We start from the raw sequence: 16,708 nt of genomic DNA on the forward strand, positions 1-16,708 counted from the left end.
CCCGCGCGACCCGACCCCCGACGGAGAGCCGCATGACCGTTCTCGACGAGAAAGACCGCACCGAGGATTCCGAGAAGTCCGGTAAGTCCGCGGCACGGCGTCGCCCGGCGCTCACGCCGGTCACCGCGCTCGCCGCGCTGGTGGCGCTCGCCGCGGTGGTCGCACTGTTCTTCGGCGGACGCTTCGTGCTCGCGCTCGGGGACGAGGGCCTCGAACTGGCGGCGCAGCGGGAGGCCGCGCTCGTGGACGGGCGCCAGGCCGCGATCAACCTCAACAGCCTGGACCACACCAACGTCGCGGCCGGGCTCGACCTGTGGGAGCAGACCTCCACCGGCACGCTCCTCGACGAGTTCCGCGCCCACCGCGCCGAATACGAGCAGGTCGTCACGCAGGCGCGGCGCGTCACCGTCGCCACCGTCAAGGACGCGGCGGTCGCCGAGCTCGACGTGCGGGCCGGTATCGCGCGCGTCCTCGTCGGGCTCGACGTGGAGGTCCGCCCGGAGGGGCAGGACCCGGTGATGACCCGCCAGCGGTTGGAACTGGAGATGACCCGCACCGACGACGGCTGGAAGGCGAGCCGGGTGGCCCCGGTGCGCACCCCGAACAGCGGTACCCCGAACTGAGAGATCAGCCGACACAGGAGCCCCGGAGGTGACCGCGATGCCGCCCCGTCCCCGTACTCCCCGCCCCCGCACGTCCCCGGCCCGCCGCCCGCGCGTGGCGGGCCTGGCGCCCGCCGCCGCCCGTCCCGACGCTCCGGCCCGCCCGGCCGGGCTCACCGACGAGCAGACCGCCGGCGCCACCGAGACCACGGCGGCGATCCCGACGACCGCGCCGGCCGAGCCCGCGCGCGGCGCCCGTCCCGATGCGGAGCGCGAGCCCGCAGGCGCCGCACCGACCCCGTCCGGCAAGCGTTCCGGCGCAGGCGCCGTCCCGACGCGGAAGGCGCGTCCGGCCCCGGAGCCGGCCCCCGAGCAGAGCGAGGACGAGCCGGAGGAGGCGGACGTCGACGCGGGCGCGGAGCCGGCGAGCACACCCGACGAGGCTGCCGAGGAGCCCGCAGGCATCACCGCCGCGCTGCGCCGCCACGCCGTGCCCCTGCTCGTCGCCGCGCTCGTGGTGCTCGCCGCGGCAGCCGCGGTGTTCGGCGTCCTCGACGCGCGGCTGCGGGGTACCCCCGCGGCCACCAACCTGGCGCTCGTCGACGTCGGCGCCACGGCGGAGGCGTCGGGGCAGCTCGCCGACGCGATCGAGACCGTGTACTCGTTCGACTTCGCCCGCCTCGACGAGAACGAGAACGCCGCCCGCGCCGCGATCACCCCCGAGTTCGCGGCGGAGTTCGACCGCCTCTTCGCCGAGGTCCGCGCACGGGCCCCGGAGCAGCAAGCCGTGGTGTCGGCGACCGTCACCATGTCGGCGGTCAAGGAGCTCACCGCGGACCGCGCCGTGATGGTCGCGTTCGTCGACCAACAGGCCACGCGCGCCGCCCCGGACGCCGAATCCCAGCAGCTCGCGGCAGCCGGCCGACTCACCGTGACCGGCGAGAAGGTCGACGGCCGCTGGAAGATCGCCACGGTCACGCCCCTCTGACCCGAGGCCCCCGGTCGGGCCCGGGACGAGGTGCCGTATCCTGGACGACGGTTCCACCGAAGACCGCAGGTCTGCGCGCGGCGAGTGATCGCCGGGCGTACGAAGGCCCCGCATCCGCGGGCGGCCCGCGCAGGAGGACGAGGTCATCGCGAGGCGCTCGGATTTCGCGCCTGCTACGCCCCGTGCGCTCCTGCGCCGGGGCGTTCGTCGTTTCCGAGGTCGTCGGTGGTTGCGAACCGCAAGTGGATCCACCCCGACATGAAAGACCGACCACGACGAGAGGAGGCGAGGATGGCCCGACCCGACAAGGTCGCGGCGGTCGAGGAGATCGCCCAGCACTTCCGGGGCGCGTCCGCCTCGGTGGTCACCGAGTACCGCGGTCTCACCATGGCCCAGCTGACGACGCTGCGCCGGTCGCTCGGCGACGGCGCGAACTACCGCGTCGCCAAGAACACGCTGGTCAAGCGGGCCGCTGAGGACGCAGGAGTCGAGGGGCTCGAGCAGCTGCTCGTCGGCCCCACGGCGATCACGTTCATCACCGGTGAGCCCGTCGACGCCGCCAAGGCCCTGCGCGACTTCTCCAAGACCAACGCGGGCCTGGTGATCAAGGGCGGCTACATGGACGGTCGCGCGCTGACCGTCGCAGAGGTCAACCAGCTCGCCAACCTGGAGTCCCGCGAGGTCCTGCTGTCCAAGCTGGCCGGCGCGATGAAGGGCACCATGGCGAAGGCCGCAGGCCTGTTCGCCGCCCCGGCGTCGCAGGTGGCCCGGATGACCCAGGCGCTGGCCGACAAGCGCGCGGAGGAGGGCGGCGAGCCCGCCCCCGCCGCCGCCGCGGAGGCCGCCCCCGACACCACCGAGGCCTCGGCCGACGCCGAGAGCTGACCCCACCCCACTGCTCAGCACCACCCCCAGAGAGGCACCACCATGGCGAAGCTGTCCACCGACGAGCTGCTCGAGGCCTTCAAGGACCTCACCCTCATCGAGCTCTCGGAGTTCGTGAAGAAGTTCGAGGAGACCTTCGACGTCACCGCGGCCGCCCCGGTCGCCGTGGCCGCTGCCGGCCCCGCCGCCGACGCCGCCCCGGCCGCCGAGGAGAAGGACGAGTTCAACGTCGTCCTCGACGCCGCCGGCGACAAGAAGATCCAGGTCATCAAGGTCGTCCGCGAGCTCGTCTCGGGCCTGGGCCTGAAGGAGGCCAAGGACCTCGTCGAGAGCGCCCCGAAGCCGATCCTCGAGGGCGTGGCCAAGGACGCGGCCGACGCCGCCAAGACCAAGCTCGAGGACGCCGGCGCCAAGGTCAGCCTGAGCTGACAACCCGCGCCAGCGCAGCACGGAGGGCGGCACCCGGGTTCGGGTGCCGCCCTTCGGCGTTGCCGCGTCAAGATCCGCAGTATCGGTTGCCCATTGCTGTCGTCACGACAATGAGCAACCGATAGTTCGGATCTTGGGCTTCCGCCGGGACCCAGGACTAGGCCTGCTGCTCGCGGGCGCGCAGCTCGCGGCGCAGCAGCTTGCCGGTCACCGTCTTCGGGATCTCGTCGAGGAACTCGACCTGCCGCGGGTACTTGTAGGCCGCCATCCGCTCCTTGCAGAACGCGACCAGCTCCGCCTCGTCGGCGGTGCGACCGGGGCGGAGGCTGACGAACGCCTTCACCGTCTCGCCGCGGTAGGCGTCGGGCACCCCGACGACCGCGGCCTCGCGCACGGCCCCGTGCTCGTAGAGCACGTCCTCGACCTCACGCGGCCAGACCTTGTAGCCGCCGGCGTTGATCTGGTCCTTCTTCCGGTCGACGATGTAGAACCAGCCGGCCTCGTCCATGTAGCCGACGTCGCCGGTGTGCAGGGCGCCGCCGGGAATGGCCCGCGCCGTCTCCTCCGGCTTGTTCCAGTAGCCCGACACGATCTGCGGGCCCGACGTGACGATCTCGCCGACCTCACCCGGCGGCAGGTCCTGCCCGTCGTCGTCGACGATGCGCGACACGGTGTTGAAGACGGGTACGCCGACCGACAGCGCGCCGGACGCCTCGTCCACCGGGGCCTGCGCGTGCGCCGGCACCCCGTGGGAGGGCGAGGTGGTCTCGGTGAGCCCGTAGATGTTGTGGATGTACTGGCCGAACGTCGCGGAGAACGCCGTGACGGTCGACGGGGGGATCGGCGCGCCGCCCGACCAGATCTTGGTCAGCGAGGCGAGGTCGTCCGCCTGCGCGTCCGGGGCGTTCATGAGCGCGATGAACACGGTGATCGATCCGACCGTGAACGTCGGGCGCTCGGAGCGGATCGTCTCGAGCGCCATTGCGGGCTCGAACCGGTGGAACAGCACCAGCGGAACTCCCAGCAACAGGGCGACGCCGACGTGGCCGATCATCCCCGTGATGTGGAACAGCGGGGCGACGCCGAGCACGACGTCGTCGGGCCCCAGCTCGCACAGCTCCCGGTAGGTCTGGCTGTTGAACACGACGTTGCCGTGCGTGTTCATCGCACCCTTCGGCGGGCCGGTGGTCCCCGACGTGTAGGTGAGCACCGCCGTGTCGTCGGGGGCGAACGACACGGGAGGGGGCATCTGGCCGCGGAAACGCGCGATGAGCGAGGCCATGTCGTGTTCGACGGCCTCCGCTTCGCTCCCGCGCGCCGCGCCGCCGGTGTCGCCGAACGCCCGCGGGTCGTCACGGGTCCGGTACTCGAGCTCGGACGTCGTCACGACCGTCTGCACGCCGGTGCTCCCGACGACGTGCGCGGCGACGTCGCGGTACAGGCCCTGCAGGCACACCAGCACGCGCGCGCCCGAGTCGGAGAGCAGCAACGCGAGCTCGCGCTCCCGGTTCATCGGGTTGATCGAGACGGCGATGCCGCCCGCCTTCCAGGTGCCGACGAGCGCGATGACGAACTGCGGGACGTTCTGCAGGTACAGCGCGACCCGGTCACCGGCCTCCAGGCCCGTGTCGCGCAGGCCCACGGCGAACGCGTCGGTGAGCTCGTCGAGCTCGCGCAGCGTGATCCGGCCGTCGAAGTAGCGCAGGGCGTCGCCGTCGGGGTTGCGCGCCACCGCCGCGCGGAACATCGCGAGCGCGTCGCCGTGCTCGGCCACCAGGTCGTGCGGCCGGCCCTCGTCGTAGCGGGCGAGCCAGGGCCGATCGTCGTAGCCGGACATCCTCGTCCTCCGTGTTCGATTGCCTCCGCTGCGCTGCGGCGGGCTTGCCGGCCCTTGGAACGGGCGGCCCGCCAGGCCGGTTCGATCCCGTCCGCCCCGCCGGCTGATCGTCGGCTCGGCCGTGAGACGGTGTCAAGGCGCGGTCCGAGCCCGCGAGCGGAACCCGGGCGGCGACGCCCGTGTGATGCGGACGTGAGCTTGCGGCGTGGCGAGCGCCCGATGGGCGGTCCTCCGGACGGGTCCGATCCGGGCGGCGGACGGTGGATCAGCCCCTGGAACAGCAGGCGCGGACCGTTCGTCCCGCGAAAAGGACCACTTACCGGCGCGTAGAGTCTTGACGGGATGCGCGCGTCAAGTCACCCTTAGGTCTCGATGGTTGTCTCGGCGACCTGTCTCGACAGCGGCTGCATTTGCAGCTAGACTGCCTCTTTGCGCTGCCCTCGTCCAGCTTCGCGCGCGCTCAGAGGAGTCCTCTCCCGCTAGGGAGTTCCCCTCCGCGGCTCGCGTGCCGCCGGCGGTGGCTGCGCCACGACAACAGACGGCGTGCGCCGGATCCCGCATCCGTCGGCCCGCTCGCCCCGGACCTCCCGCCCGGGGCGGACGAGCAGACGGTAGCGCGCGGAAGCCGGTGCCCGCCAGACGAGAGCGCAGTTCTCGGAAGGACGCATCTTGGCTTCGTCCCGCGCCACCAGCCCCCTCGCCACCCCCGCGCCCGCTGCCGTCACGGCGAACCCGAGCTTCCCCGGAGCTCCCACCCGGGTCACCTTCGCGAAGATCCGTGAGCCCCTCGCGGTCCCCGACCTCCTCGACGTGCAGATCCAGTCGTTCGAGTGGCTGGTCGGCAACGAGGCCTGGTTCCAGCGGCGGATCGATGCCGGCGACGAGAACCCGGTTGGCGGTCTCGAGGAGATCCTCACGGAGATCTCGCCGATCGAGGACTTCTCGGGCTCGATGTCGCTGTCCTTCTCCGACCCCCGCTTCGACGAGGTCAAGGCCTCGGAGGAGGAGTGTCGCGACAAGGACATGACCTACGGCGCCCCGCTGTTCGTCACCGCGGAGTTCACCAACAACACCACCGGCGAGATCAAGAGCCAGACGGTGTTCATGGGTGACTTCCCGGTGATGACGAGCAAGGGCACGTTCATCATCAACGGCACCGAGCGTGTCGTCGTCTCCCAGCTCGTCCGCTCGCCGGGCGTCTACTTCGACCACGCGATCGACAAGACGACCGAGAAGGACGTCTACTCGGTCAAGATCATCCCGAGCCGGGGTGCGTGGCTGGAGTTCGACGTCGACAAGCGCGACACCGTGGGTGTGCGCATCGACCGCAAGCGCCGGCAGCCGGTCACCGTGCTGCTCAAGGCCCTGGGGTGGTCCGCCGAGCAGATCCAGGAGCGTTTCGGGTTCTCCGAGACGATCATGGCGACGCTCGAGAAGGACCACACCGCGGGGCAGGACGAGGCGCTGCTCGACATCTACCGCAAGCTGCGCCCGGGCGAGCCGCCCACCCGTGAGAGCGCCCAGACGCTGCTTGAGAACCTGTTCTTCAAGGACAAGCGCTACGACCTGGCGAAGGTCGGCCGGTACAAGGCCAACAAGAAGCTGGGCCTGACGGTCGACAAGTCGGTGGGCACGCTCACCGAGGAAGACGTCGCCACCACCATCGAGTACCTCGTCCGGCTGCACGCCGGCGAGACGATGATGAACTCGGGCGCCGACGCCGAGGGCAACGGCGGGGTCGAGATCCCCGTCGAGACCGACGACATCGACCACTTCGGCAACCGGCGCATCCGCACGGTCGGCGAGCTCATCCAGAACCAGGTCCGCGTCGGCCTGTCCCGGATGGAGCGCGTCGTCCGCGAGCGGATGACCACGCAGGACGTCGAGGCGATCACGCCGCAGACCCTGATCAACATCCGCCCCGTGGTGGCGGCGATCAAGGAGTTCTTCGGCACGTCGCAGCTGTCGCAGTTCATGGACCAGCACAACCCGCTGGCCGGGCTCACCCACAAGCGCCGCCTGAACGCGCTGGGCCCGGGTGGTCTGTCCCGTGAGCGGGCCGGCTTCGAGGTCCGCGACGTGCACCCCAGCCACTACGGCCGGATGTGCCCGATCGAGACCCCTGAAGGCCCCAACATCGGCCTGATCGGTTCGCTGTCCACGTTCGCGCAGGTCAACCCGTTCGGCTTCATCCAGACGCCGTACCGCAGGGTCGTCGAGGGCCGGGTCACCGACGACATCGACTACCTCACCGCCGACGAGGAGGACCGCTTCGTCGTCGCGCAGGCCAACGCGCCGCTGAACGACGACGGCTCCTTCACCGAGGACCGCGTCCTCGTCCGCCGCAAGGGCGGCGAGGTCGACCTCATCCTGCCCACGGGCGTCGACTACATCGACGTGTCGCCGCGGCAGATGGTGTCGGTGGCCACCGCGCTCATCCCGTTCCTCGAGCACGACGACGCCAACCGCGCCCTGATGGGCGCCAACATGCAGCGCCAGTCGGTGCCGCTGCTGCGCAGCGAGTCGCCGCTGGTCGGCACGGGCATGGAGCTGCGTGCCGCGGTCGACGCCGGCGACGTGCTGGTGGCCGACAAGGCCGGTGTCGTCGAGGAGCTGTGCGCCGACTTCGTCACCGTCATGGCCGACGACGGCACGCGCACCACCTACCGGCTCAACAAGTTCCGCCGCTCCAACCAGGGCACGTCCAACAACCAGAAGCCGATCGTCGACGAGGGTCAGCGCGTCGAGGTCGGCCAGGTCATCGCGGACGGGCCGTGCACCGAGAACGGCGAGATGGCCCTGGGCAAGAACCTGCTCGTGGCGATCATGCCGTGGGAGGGCCACAACTACGAGGACGCGATCATCCTCTCGCAGCGCCTGGTGCAGGACGACGTGCTCACGTCGATCCACATCGAGGAGCACGAGATCGACGCCCGCGACACCAAGCTGGGCGCCGAGGAGATCACCCGGGACATCCCGAACGTCTCCGAGGAGGTCCTCGCCGACCTCGACGAGCGCGGCATCATCCGCATCGGTGCCGAGGTGCAGCCGGGCGACATCCTGGTCGGCAAGGTCACGCCCAAGGGCGAGACCGAGCTCACCCCGGAGGAGCGCCTGCTCCGCGCGATCTTCGGTGAGAAGGCGCGCGAGGTGCGCGACACCTCGCTGAAGGTGCCGCACGGTGAGAACGGCAAGGTCATCGGCATCCGCGTCTTCTCCCGCGACGACGAGGACGAGCTGGCGCCGGGCGTCAACGAGCTGGTCCGCGTCTACGTGGCGCAGAAGCGCAAGATCCAGGACGGCGACAAGCTCGCCGGCCGCCACGGCAACAAGGGCGTCATCGGCAAGATCCTCCCGGCCGAGGACATGCCGTTCATGGAGGACGGCACCCCCGTCGACATCATCCTGAACACGCACGGTGTGCCGCGACGGATGAACATCGGCCAGGTGCTGGAGACCCACCTCGGGTGGATCGCCAAGTCCGGCTGGGAGATCGACGGCAAGCCGGAGTGGGCGTCGAAGATGCCCGAGGAGCTGCACTCCGTGCCCGGCGGCACGAAGACCGCCACCCCGGTCTTCGACGGCGCCAAGGAGCACGAGATCACCGGGCTGCTCGGCTCCACGCTGCCCAACCGGGACGGCGAGCGCATGGTCGGTCCCGACGGCAAGGCCACGCTGCTGGACGGGCGTTCGGGCGAGCCGTACCCGTTCCCGGTGGCCGTCGGCTACATGTACATCCTGAAGCTGGCGCACCTCGTGGACGACAAGATCCACGCGCGTTCCACGGGCCCGTACTCGATGATCACGCAGCAGCCCCTGGGCGGTAAGGCCCAGTTCGGCGGCCAGCGGTTCGGCGAGATGGAGTGCTGGGCCATGCAGGCGTACGGCGCTGCCTACACCCTGCAGGAGCTGCTCACCATCAAGTCCGACGACGTGGTGGGCCGCGTGAAGGTGTACGAGGCCATCGTCAAGGGCGAGAACATCCCCGAGCCCGGCATCCCGGAGTCGTTCAAGGTGCTCCTCAAGGAGCTCCAGTCGCTGTGCCTGAACGTCGAGGTGCTCTCCAGCGACGGCGCGGCGATCGAGATGCGCGACACCGACGACGAGGACCTCGAGCGGGCCGCGGCGAACCTGGGCATCAACCTGTCCAGCCGCCCCGGGTCCGACTCGATGACCGTCGACGACGTCGTCAACTGATCACGCCCGAAGCCGAGATACGAACGAAGGACACGAATTTGCTCGACGTCAACTTCTTCGACGAGCTTCGCATCGGCCTGGCCACCGCCGAGGACATTCGTCAGTGGTCGCACGGCGAGGTAAAGAAGCCGGAGACCATCAACTACCGCACCCTGAAGCCGGAGAAGGACGGGCTCTTCTGCGAGAAGATCTTCGGTCCCACCCGCGACTGGGAGTGCTACTGCGGCAAGTACAAGCGCGTCCGGTTCAAGGGCATCATCTGCGAGCGCTGCGGCGTGGAGGTCACGCGCGCCAAGGTGCGTCGTGAGCGGATGGGCCACATCGAGCTGGCCGCCCCGGTCACGCACATCTGGTACTTCAAGGGCGTCCCGAGCCGGCTGGGCTACCTGCTCGACCTGGCTCCCAAGGACCTCGAGAAGATCATTTACTTCGCGGCCTACGTCATCACGTCGGTGAACAAGGACCTGCGGCACACCGACCTGTCCACGCTCGAGAACGAGATGAGCGTGGAGCGCAAGCGGGTCGAGAACCGCCGTGACGCCGACCTGGAGGCCCGGGCCCAGAAGCTCGAGGCCGACATCGCCGAGCTGGAGGCGGAGGGCGCCAAGAGCGACGTCCGCCGCAAGGTCAAGGAGGGCGGCGAGCGCGAGATGCGCCAGCTCCGCGACCGCGCCCAGCGCGAGCTGGACCGGCTCGACGAGATCTGGACCACCTTCACCAAGCTCGACGTGCAGCAGCTGATCGCGGACGAGGGCCTCTACCGGGAGCTCTACGACCGCTACGGCGACTACTTCACCGGGGCGATGGGCGCCGAGGCGATCCAGACCCTGCTGCAGAACTTCGACATCCCGGCCGAGGCCGAGAACCTGCGGGAGACCATCCGCAGCGGCAAGGGCCAGAAGAAGCTGCGCGCGCTCAAGCGGCTCAAGGTCGTGGCGGCGTTCCAGATGACCGGCAACAGCCCGATGGGCATGGTGCTGGACTGCGTCCCGGTCATCCCGCCGGACCTGCGCCCGATGGTGCAGCTCGACGGTGGCCGCTTCGCCACCTCGGACCTGAACGACCTGTACCGCCGGGTCATCAACCGCAACAACCGCCTCAAGCGACTGATCGACCTCGGCGCGCCCGAGATCATCGTCAACAACGAGAAGCGGATGCTGCAGGAGGCCGTCGACGCGCTGTTCGACAACGGCCGCCGCGGCCGGCCGGTCACGGGTCCGGGCAACCGCCCGCTCAAGTCGCTGTCCGACCTGCTCAAGGGCAAGCAGGGCCGGTTCCGCCAGAACCTGCTCGGCAAGCGCGTCGACTACTCGGGCCGTTCGGTCATCGTGGTCGGCCCGCAGCTCAAGCTGCACCAGTGCGGCCTGCCCAAGGGCATGGCGCTGGAGCTGTTCAAGCCGTTCGTGATGAAGCGGCTGGTCGACCTCAACCACGCGCAGAACATCAAGTCCGCGAAGCGCATGGTCGAGCGTGGCCGCTCGCAGGTGTGGGACGTGCTCGAAGAGGTCATCTCCGAGCACCCGGTGCTGCTCAACCGCGCGCCGACCCTGCACCGCCTCGGCATCCAGGCCTTCGAGCCGCAGCTGGTGGAGGGCAAGGCCATCCAGCTGCACCCGCTGGTCTGCGAGGCGTTCAACGCCGACTTCGACGGTGACCAGATGGCGGTGCACCTGCCGCTGTCGGCCGAGGCGCAGTCCGAGGCCCGGGTGCTGATGCTCTCGAGCAACAACATCCTGTCGCCGGCGTCGGGTCGTCCGCTGGCCATGCCCCGTCTGGACATGGTCACCGGGCTGTACCATCTGAGCCGGCAGCGCGACGAGGCCCACGGTGCGGGCAACGTGTACTCCTCGCTGTCCGAGGCGATCATGGCCTACGACCGCAAGGTGCTCCACCTGCAGGCGCCGATCAAGATCCGGCTCTCCGAGGGGGCGCCGCCCGTCGACGTCGCCGCTCGGCTGAGCGCCGACGGCTGGGAGCCCGGCTCCCCGTGGCTGGCGGAGACCACGCTGGGGCGGGTGCTGTTCAACGACCTGCTCCCGGTGGACTACCCGTTCGTCAACGAGCCGCTCCCGAAGAAGCGCCAGGCCGCGATCATCAACGACCTGGCCGAGCGGTACTCGATGACCGAGGTGGCGCAGGTCCTGGACCGCCTCAAGGAGGCGGGCTTCTACTGGGCCACGCGCTCCGGCGTCACCCTCGCCATCTCCGACGTCGTCGTGCCGCCGAACAAGCAGCAGATCCTCGACGGCTACGAGGCCAAGGCCGACCAGATCAACAAGCGCTACCAGCGGGGCGCCCTGTCCCACCAGGAGCGCAACGACGAGATGGTCAAGATCTGGACCCAGGCGTCCGAAGAGGTCGCCCGGGCCATGGAGGAGAACTTCCCCGAGGACAACCCGATCCCGACGATCGTGAAGTCGGGCGCGGCGGGCAACATGACCCAGGTCCGGCAGCTCGCCGGTATGCGTGGTCTGGTGGCCAACCCGAAGGGCGAGTACATCCCCCGTCCGATCAAGGCCAACTTCCGTGAGGGCCTGTCGGTGGTGGAGTACTTCATCTCCACCCACGGCACCCGAAAGGGTCTGGCGGACACCGCGCTGCGTACTGCCGACTCGGGCTACCTGACCCGTCGTCTGGTGGACGTGTCGCAGGACGTCATCGTCCGCGAGGTCGACTGCGGCACCGAGCGCAGCATCACGATGCCGGTCACCGAGGAGGGCACCGGCGGCAGCCGGATCGCCCACCGCTACCTGCGCACCTCGGTGTACGCGCGCACCTCCGGCGAGGAGGTCACCGGTCCCGACGGCGAGATCATCGTCCGGCGTGGCGACGACCTCGGCGACCCGGCGCTCGACGCGCTCGTCGCCGCGGGCATCAAGCAGATCAAGGTGCGCAGCGCGCTCACCTGCGCGTCCGCCACCGGCATCTGCGGCATGTGCTACGGCCGCTCGATGGCCACCGGCAAGCTGGTGGACGTCGGCGAGGCCGTCGGCATCGTCGCGGCGCAGTCGATCGGCGAGCCCGGCACCCAGCTGACGATGCGCACGTTCCACCAGGGCGGCGTCGCCGGCGACGACATCACCACCGGTCTGCCCCGCGTCACCGAGCTGTTCGAGGCTCGCGTGCCGAAGGGCAAGGCGCCGATCGCCGACGTGGACGGCCGTATCGCCATCGACGACGGCGACCGCTTCTGGAAGATCACCCTCACACCGGACGACGGTGGCGAGGAGATCGTCTACGAGAAGCTGTCGAAGCGGCAGTGGCTCGCCATGACCGTCGCCGACGGTCAGGAGCGGCCGCTGCAGGACGGCGACCACGTGCACGTGGGCCAGCTGCTCCTGGAGGGCACGGCCGACCCGCACGAGGTGCTGCGCGTCATGGGCCCGCGCGAGGTGCAGCTGCACCTCGTGCGTGAGGTGCAGAAGGTGTACCGCACGCAGAGCGTGGACATCCACGACAAGCACATCGAGGTGATCATCCGGCAGATGCTGCGCCGGGTCACGATCATCGACTCGGGTGCCACGGAGTTCCTGCCCGGCGCGCTCGCCGAGCGGGCCGACTTCGAGGCGCAGAACCGGCGCGTCGTGGCCGAGGGCAACGAGCCCGCGTCCGGCCGCCCGGTGCTGATGGGGATCACGAAGGCCTCGCTGGCCACGGAGTCGTGGCTGTCCGCGGCCTCGTTCCAGGAGACCACCCGGATCCTCACCGATGCCGCGATCAACGGAAAGCGCGACAAGCTCGTCGGGCTCAAGGAGAACGTGATCATCGGCAAGCTGATCCCGGCCGGCACCGGTATCAACCGGTACCGGAACATCCAGGTCCAGCCCACGGAGGAGGCCCGCGCGGCCGCCTACGCGCTGCCGAGCTACGACGACGGCTACTACAGCCCCGACGTGTTCGGCACCGGCACCGGTGCCGCGGTGCCGCTGGACGACTACGACTTCGGGCGCGACTACCGCTAGGTAGAAGCAATCCGGACCGGGGGGCGACGGCCTTCCGGGTCCGGACACCCGATGCCCTGAACGGGGCCGGACACCTCTCTCCCGTGGAGGTATCCGGCCCCGTTCGCATTCCCGTACAGCTGGTCAGCGCATCAGGTGGTGCGGTACTCCGATACGTCCAGCGTTCGCGTGCGCTTCGCGTACTCGCGCATCGTGCCGGGCCAGTTGTTGACGATCCGGCCGCTCGCCGTGCGGTACCAGCTGCGGCAGCCCGTCCAGACCGACCGGGACAGGCGCCGCTGCACCTCGGCGTCGAACCGGTCGGCGACGTCCGGCCGCACCACCAGGGTGCGCCGGCCGTCGCGCAGTAGCTCGACGGCCTGCCGGACGTAGCGGATCTGGCACTCGAGCATGTGGACGATCGAGCCCGAGCCGAGGTTGGTGTTCGGGCCGTAGAGCAGGAAGAGGTTCGGGAAGCCGGGCACCGCCATGCCGAGGTGAGCGCTCGCGCCGTCGCGCCACTGCTCGGAGAGCTCACGCTCGCCGCGGCCGAGCACCTTCATGGGCGCGAGGAACTCGGTGGAGGCGAATCCGGTGCCGAGGACGATCACGTCGGCCGGGTGCTCGGCATCGTCCGCCGTGCGCACGCCGGTGGCTGTGACCTCCGTGATCGGCGCGGTGACGACCTCGACGTGGGGCCGGGTGAGTGCGGGGTAGTAGTCCGACGAGGTCGAGATGCGCTTGCAGCCGATCACGTGGTCCGGCCTGAGGCGGGCGCGCAGGTCGGGGTCGGTGACCTGGGCGCGCCGCAGCCCGTCGGACACGAGGCGGAACGGCAGCGCCGCGGCGCGCAGGGAGGTCAGGCCGATCGCGCCCGCCTCGTAGAAGACGTGCCAGACCGCGCGGGCGGCCGTTCGGACGATCCGTGGCCGGCGGCGCCCGCGGTAGGTCCGGTCCGGCTTCGGGACGACGTGGGGCGCGGAACGTTGGAACAACGTCAGCATCGCGACCCGGTCCGTGATGGCCGGCACGAACTGGATCGCGCTCGCGCCCGTTCCGACGACGGCGACCCGCCGTCCGGCCAGGTCGATGTCGTGGTCCCACTCCGCGGAATGGAAGACGGGACCAGGGAAGCGGTCGAGCCCGGGGACCGCCGGGCGGACGGGGCGGGAGAGCTGGCCGCACGCCGGGACCAGCACGTCCGCCTCGAGCGCCTCCCCTCCGGCGAGCGAGAGCTGCCAGACGGCCCGCGCGTCGTCCCAGCGCGCCTCGGTGACCTCGGTGCCGAGCCTCAGGTGCTCGGTGAGGCCGTGCTCGTGCGTGAGGCGTTCCAGGTACCGCAGGATCTCGGACTGCGGCGCGTACCGGCGGCTCCACTCGATCCCGGGCGCACCGGCGAACGAGTAGAGGTGCGAGGGGACGTCGCACGCGGCGCCCGGGTAGGTGTTCGCGCGCCAGACGCCGCCGACGCCCTCCGCGCGGTCGAGGATCGTCAGCTCGGCGGGGTCGGTCCACCCGGCGGCGCGCAGCGCCATGCCCATCCCGATCCCACCGAACCCGGCGCCCACGACCGCCACCCGCGGAAGGCGGTCACCGCAGTCCCGGCGGATGGCCGCCCCCAGCTCGGCGATGGCCTCGTCGGCCTCGCGCAGCATCCCGGGGAACGCGGGGAAGGCGTGCCACATGTGCTCCACGCGCCGGTACGTGACCGTGCCCGCGGCGGCCCGGATCCGCTCGACGAGCGCGTCGGAGTCGCCGACGAGCACCTCCTCGGCCCCGGCGACGACGTGCACCGGCGGGAACCCGCCGGGATCGGCCTGCAGGGGACGCAGGTCGTCCGGGTCTACCGGACCGCGGTAGGCGGCCGCGGCGTCGGTGAGCCAGCCGGGGTCCAGCATCGCGTCGGTGGCCGCGTTGGCGTGCAGCAGCGGGGAGGAGAGGTCGAGGTCGAGCCACGGCGAGATCAGCCCGATGGACCCCGGAAGCTCCTCGCCCGCGTCGCGCAGCCGCAGCAGGAGCGCCATGACCAGGCCGCCGCCGGCGGAATCGCCGGCCACCGCGATGCGTTGGGCAGGGTGGCCTGCCGCACGCAGGGCGCGGTACGCGGCGGCCACGTCGTCCACGGCCGCGGGGTAGGGGTGCTCAGGGGCCCGCCGGTAGTGCGGCAGGTGCACGGGGGCGCCGGCGGCGCGGCTCAGGTGCGCGGCGAGCCCGCGGTGCGAGGTGGGTGAGCCGAGCTGGTAGCCGCCGCCGTGCACGTACAGCACCTGGTGCGGTCCGCGGGCACCCCGCGCGACCACCCGCTCGGTCGGCACGCCACCCAGGGGACCCGTGCTGCGCCGGGTACCGCGCGGGGCGGGAGCGAGGTAGCCGGTGGTGTCCAGCAGCGGTCGCCGTACGCCGAGCGGGAGGCGAGGGGAGAGCAATGGGCGCACGATCACACGGGTGACCCCCCGGACGACAGCGCGAGGCAACCGCATTACCGCACGGTAACCTGCCGGGGACGGGCGAGGAGCGTTCGCGGGTGTGAGCTCCGCGGCTGCGACGAGCGGAACCTGTCACGCGGTAAACGGGCGCGTCCTCTTGCGGGCGCGGCGGGCTTCGGGCACGCTGCCCGGTACCGACAGCCGCTGACCAGGACCCGTTTTGACCCCCCTTCGGCGGGGCGGGTACCCTGTTGTCTTGCGCTCGGCCGCGGTCGGGCCGATCCGTGTGCCCTGTGGCCGCTGCTCCCGCACTCCGGTGCAGGAACGGCTCGTGGGGCGCGTGGGCCCAGGTCCCCGTGAGGTCCCCGATCTCATCTCCGGTGCCAGGGAGCAGTACGTCCGATGGCGGGACACGCCCGACCTCGGGGGTGGGCCGCAGGCGCTCGCACCAGCACCGGAAGCACGCCGAGCACCACAAACCGAGCACCACGAGCACGAACGCACCAGACACGAAGTACACCGACGGGAAGAAGCAGACGGTTCATGCCCACGATCCAGCAGCTGGTCCGCAAGGGCCGTCAGGACAAGGTCGGCAAGACCAAGACCGCAGCGCTCAAGGGGAGCCCGCAGCGGCGCGGCGTGTGCACCCGGGTGTACACCACCACGCCGAAGAAGCCCAACTCGGCGCTGCGCAAGGTCGCGCGCGTGCGGCTCTCCAGCGAGATCGAGGTCACGGCCTACATCCCGGGTGAGGGGCACAACCTCCAGGAGCACTCGATCGTGCTGGTGCGTGGTGGCCGGGTGAAGGACCTGCCCGGCGTGCGCTACAAGATCATTCGCGGTTCGCTGGACACCCAGGGAGTCCGCAACCGCAAGCAGTCCCGCAGCCGCTACGGCGCGAAGAAGGAGAAGAGCTGATGCCCCGTAAGGGAGCGGCGCCGAAGCGCCCGCTGGTCTCGGACCCGGTCTACAGCTCGCCGCTGGTCACCCAGCTGGTGAACAAGGTGCTGCAGGACGGCAAGCGCTCGCTGGCCGAGCGCATCGTCTACGCAGCGCTCGAGGGCACTCGGGAGAAGACCGGCACCGACCCGGTCGTCACGCTCAAGCGCGCCATGGACAACGTGAAGCCGGCTCTCGAGGTGAAGAGCCGCCGCGTCGGTGGTGCCACCTACCAGGTCCCCGTCGAGGTGCGCGCCGTCCGGCAGACCACCCTCGCCCTGCGCTGGCTCGTGTCCTACGCCGGCCAGCGCCGCGAGAAGACGATGGTCGACCGGTTGATGAACGAGCTGCTCGACGCGAGCAACGGACTGGGCGCCGCCGTCAAGCGGCGCGAGGACATGCACAAGATGGCGGAGTCCAACAAGGCCTTCGCCCACTACCGCTGGTGACGGGCCGACCGTCCG

The 16,708-nt window shown here is 70.6% G+C and carries 10 protein-coding genes; 8 read left to right on the forward strand and 2 right to left on the reverse strand.

From position 1 onward, the window contains the following. Window positions 1–32: 32 nt before the first annotated feature. The 4 genes from CFP66_RS20430 to rplL all read left to right on the forward strand — a co-directional run bounded on the left by CFP66_RS20430 (window position 33) and on the right by rplL (window position 2,904). Complete coding sequence (locus CFP66_RS20430) at window positions 33–623, forward strand: hypothetical protein (protein WP_094926656.1); 591 nt, start codon at window positions 33–35, stop codon at window positions 621–623. Between the two features lie 37 nt (window positions 624–660). Continuing rightward, complete coding sequence (locus tag CFP66_RS20435; RefSeq protein ID WP_143517317.1) at window positions 661–1,590, forward strand: hypothetical protein; 930 nt, start codon at window positions 661–663, stop codon at window positions 1,588–1,590. A 291-nt stretch (window positions 1,591–1,881) separates the two neighbouring features. Next, a complete protein-coding gene (gene rplJ, locus CFP66_RS20440) occupies window positions 1,882–2,475 on the forward strand; it encodes a 50S ribosomal protein L10 (RefSeq protein ID WP_094926660.1) in 594 nt (197 codons plus the stop codon). A gap of 42 nt (window positions 2,476–2,517) precedes the next feature. Continuing rightward, entirely contained in the window at window positions 2,518–2,904 is a 387-nt protein-coding gene (gene rplL / locus CFP66_RS20445; RefSeq protein ID WP_094926662.1) for a 50S ribosomal protein L7/L12, read from the forward strand. A gap of 157 nt (window positions 2,905–3,061) precedes the next feature. On the opposite strand, the gene CFP66_RS20450 is transcribed toward rplL, so the two are convergent. Beyond that, window positions 3,062–4,741: a long-chain fatty acid--CoA ligase gene (locus tag CFP66_RS20450; protein WP_094926664.1), complete on the reverse strand. Its 1,680-nt coding sequence runs from the start codon at window positions 4,739–4,741 to the stop codon at window positions 3,062–3,064. A gap of 669 nt (window positions 4,742–5,410) precedes the next feature. Here CFP66_RS20450 and CFP66_RS20455 point away from each other — a divergent pair. Both CFP66_RS20455 and CFP66_RS20460 read left to right on the forward strand, forming a co-directional pair. Next, the gene (locus tag CFP66_RS20455) at window positions 5,411–8,938 is read left to right on the forward strand and encodes a DNA-directed RNA polymerase subunit beta (RefSeq protein WP_094926666.1); all 3,528 of its coding nucleotides are present in this window, start codon (window positions 5,411–5,413) and stop codon (window positions 8,936–8,938) included. A 38-nt stretch (window positions 8,939–8,976) separates the two neighbouring features. Beyond that, window positions 8,977–12,900, forward strand: a complete 3,924-nt coding sequence (locus CFP66_RS20460) for a DNA-directed RNA polymerase subunit beta' (RefSeq protein ID WP_094926668.1) — start codon at window positions 8,977–8,979, stop codon at window positions 12,898–12,900. A 131-nt stretch (window positions 12,901–13,031) separates the two neighbouring features. On the opposite strand, the gene CFP66_RS50360 is transcribed toward CFP66_RS20460, so the two are convergent. Next, complete coding sequence (locus CFP66_RS50360; RefSeq protein WP_094926670.1) at window positions 13,032–15,359, reverse strand: alpha/beta hydrolase fold domain-containing protein; 2,328 nt, start codon at window positions 15,357–15,359, stop codon at window positions 13,032–13,034. A gap of 489 nt (window positions 15,360–15,848) precedes the next feature. Between CFP66_RS50360 and rpsL the strand changes: the two genes are divergently transcribed. Both rpsL and rpsG read left to right on the forward strand, forming a co-directional pair. After that, a complete protein-coding gene (gene rpsL, locus CFP66_RS20470) occupies window positions 15,849–16,223 on the forward strand; it encodes a 30S ribosomal protein S12 (RefSeq protein WP_094926672.1) in 375 nt (124 codons plus the stop codon). Then, complete coding sequence (rpsG, locus tag CFP66_RS20475; protein ID WP_094926674.1) at window positions 16,223–16,693, forward strand: 30S ribosomal protein S7; 471 nt, start codon at window positions 16,223–16,225, stop codon at window positions 16,691–16,693. Before rpsL ends, rpsG begins: the two co-directional genes overlap by 1 nt. Window positions 16,694–16,708: the final 15 nt, after the last annotated feature.

The sequence above is a fragment of the Pseudonocardia sp. MH-G8 genome, assembly GCF_002262885.1.
GTDB lineage: Bacteria > Actinomycetota > Actinomycetes > Mycobacteriales > Pseudonocardiaceae > Pseudonocardia.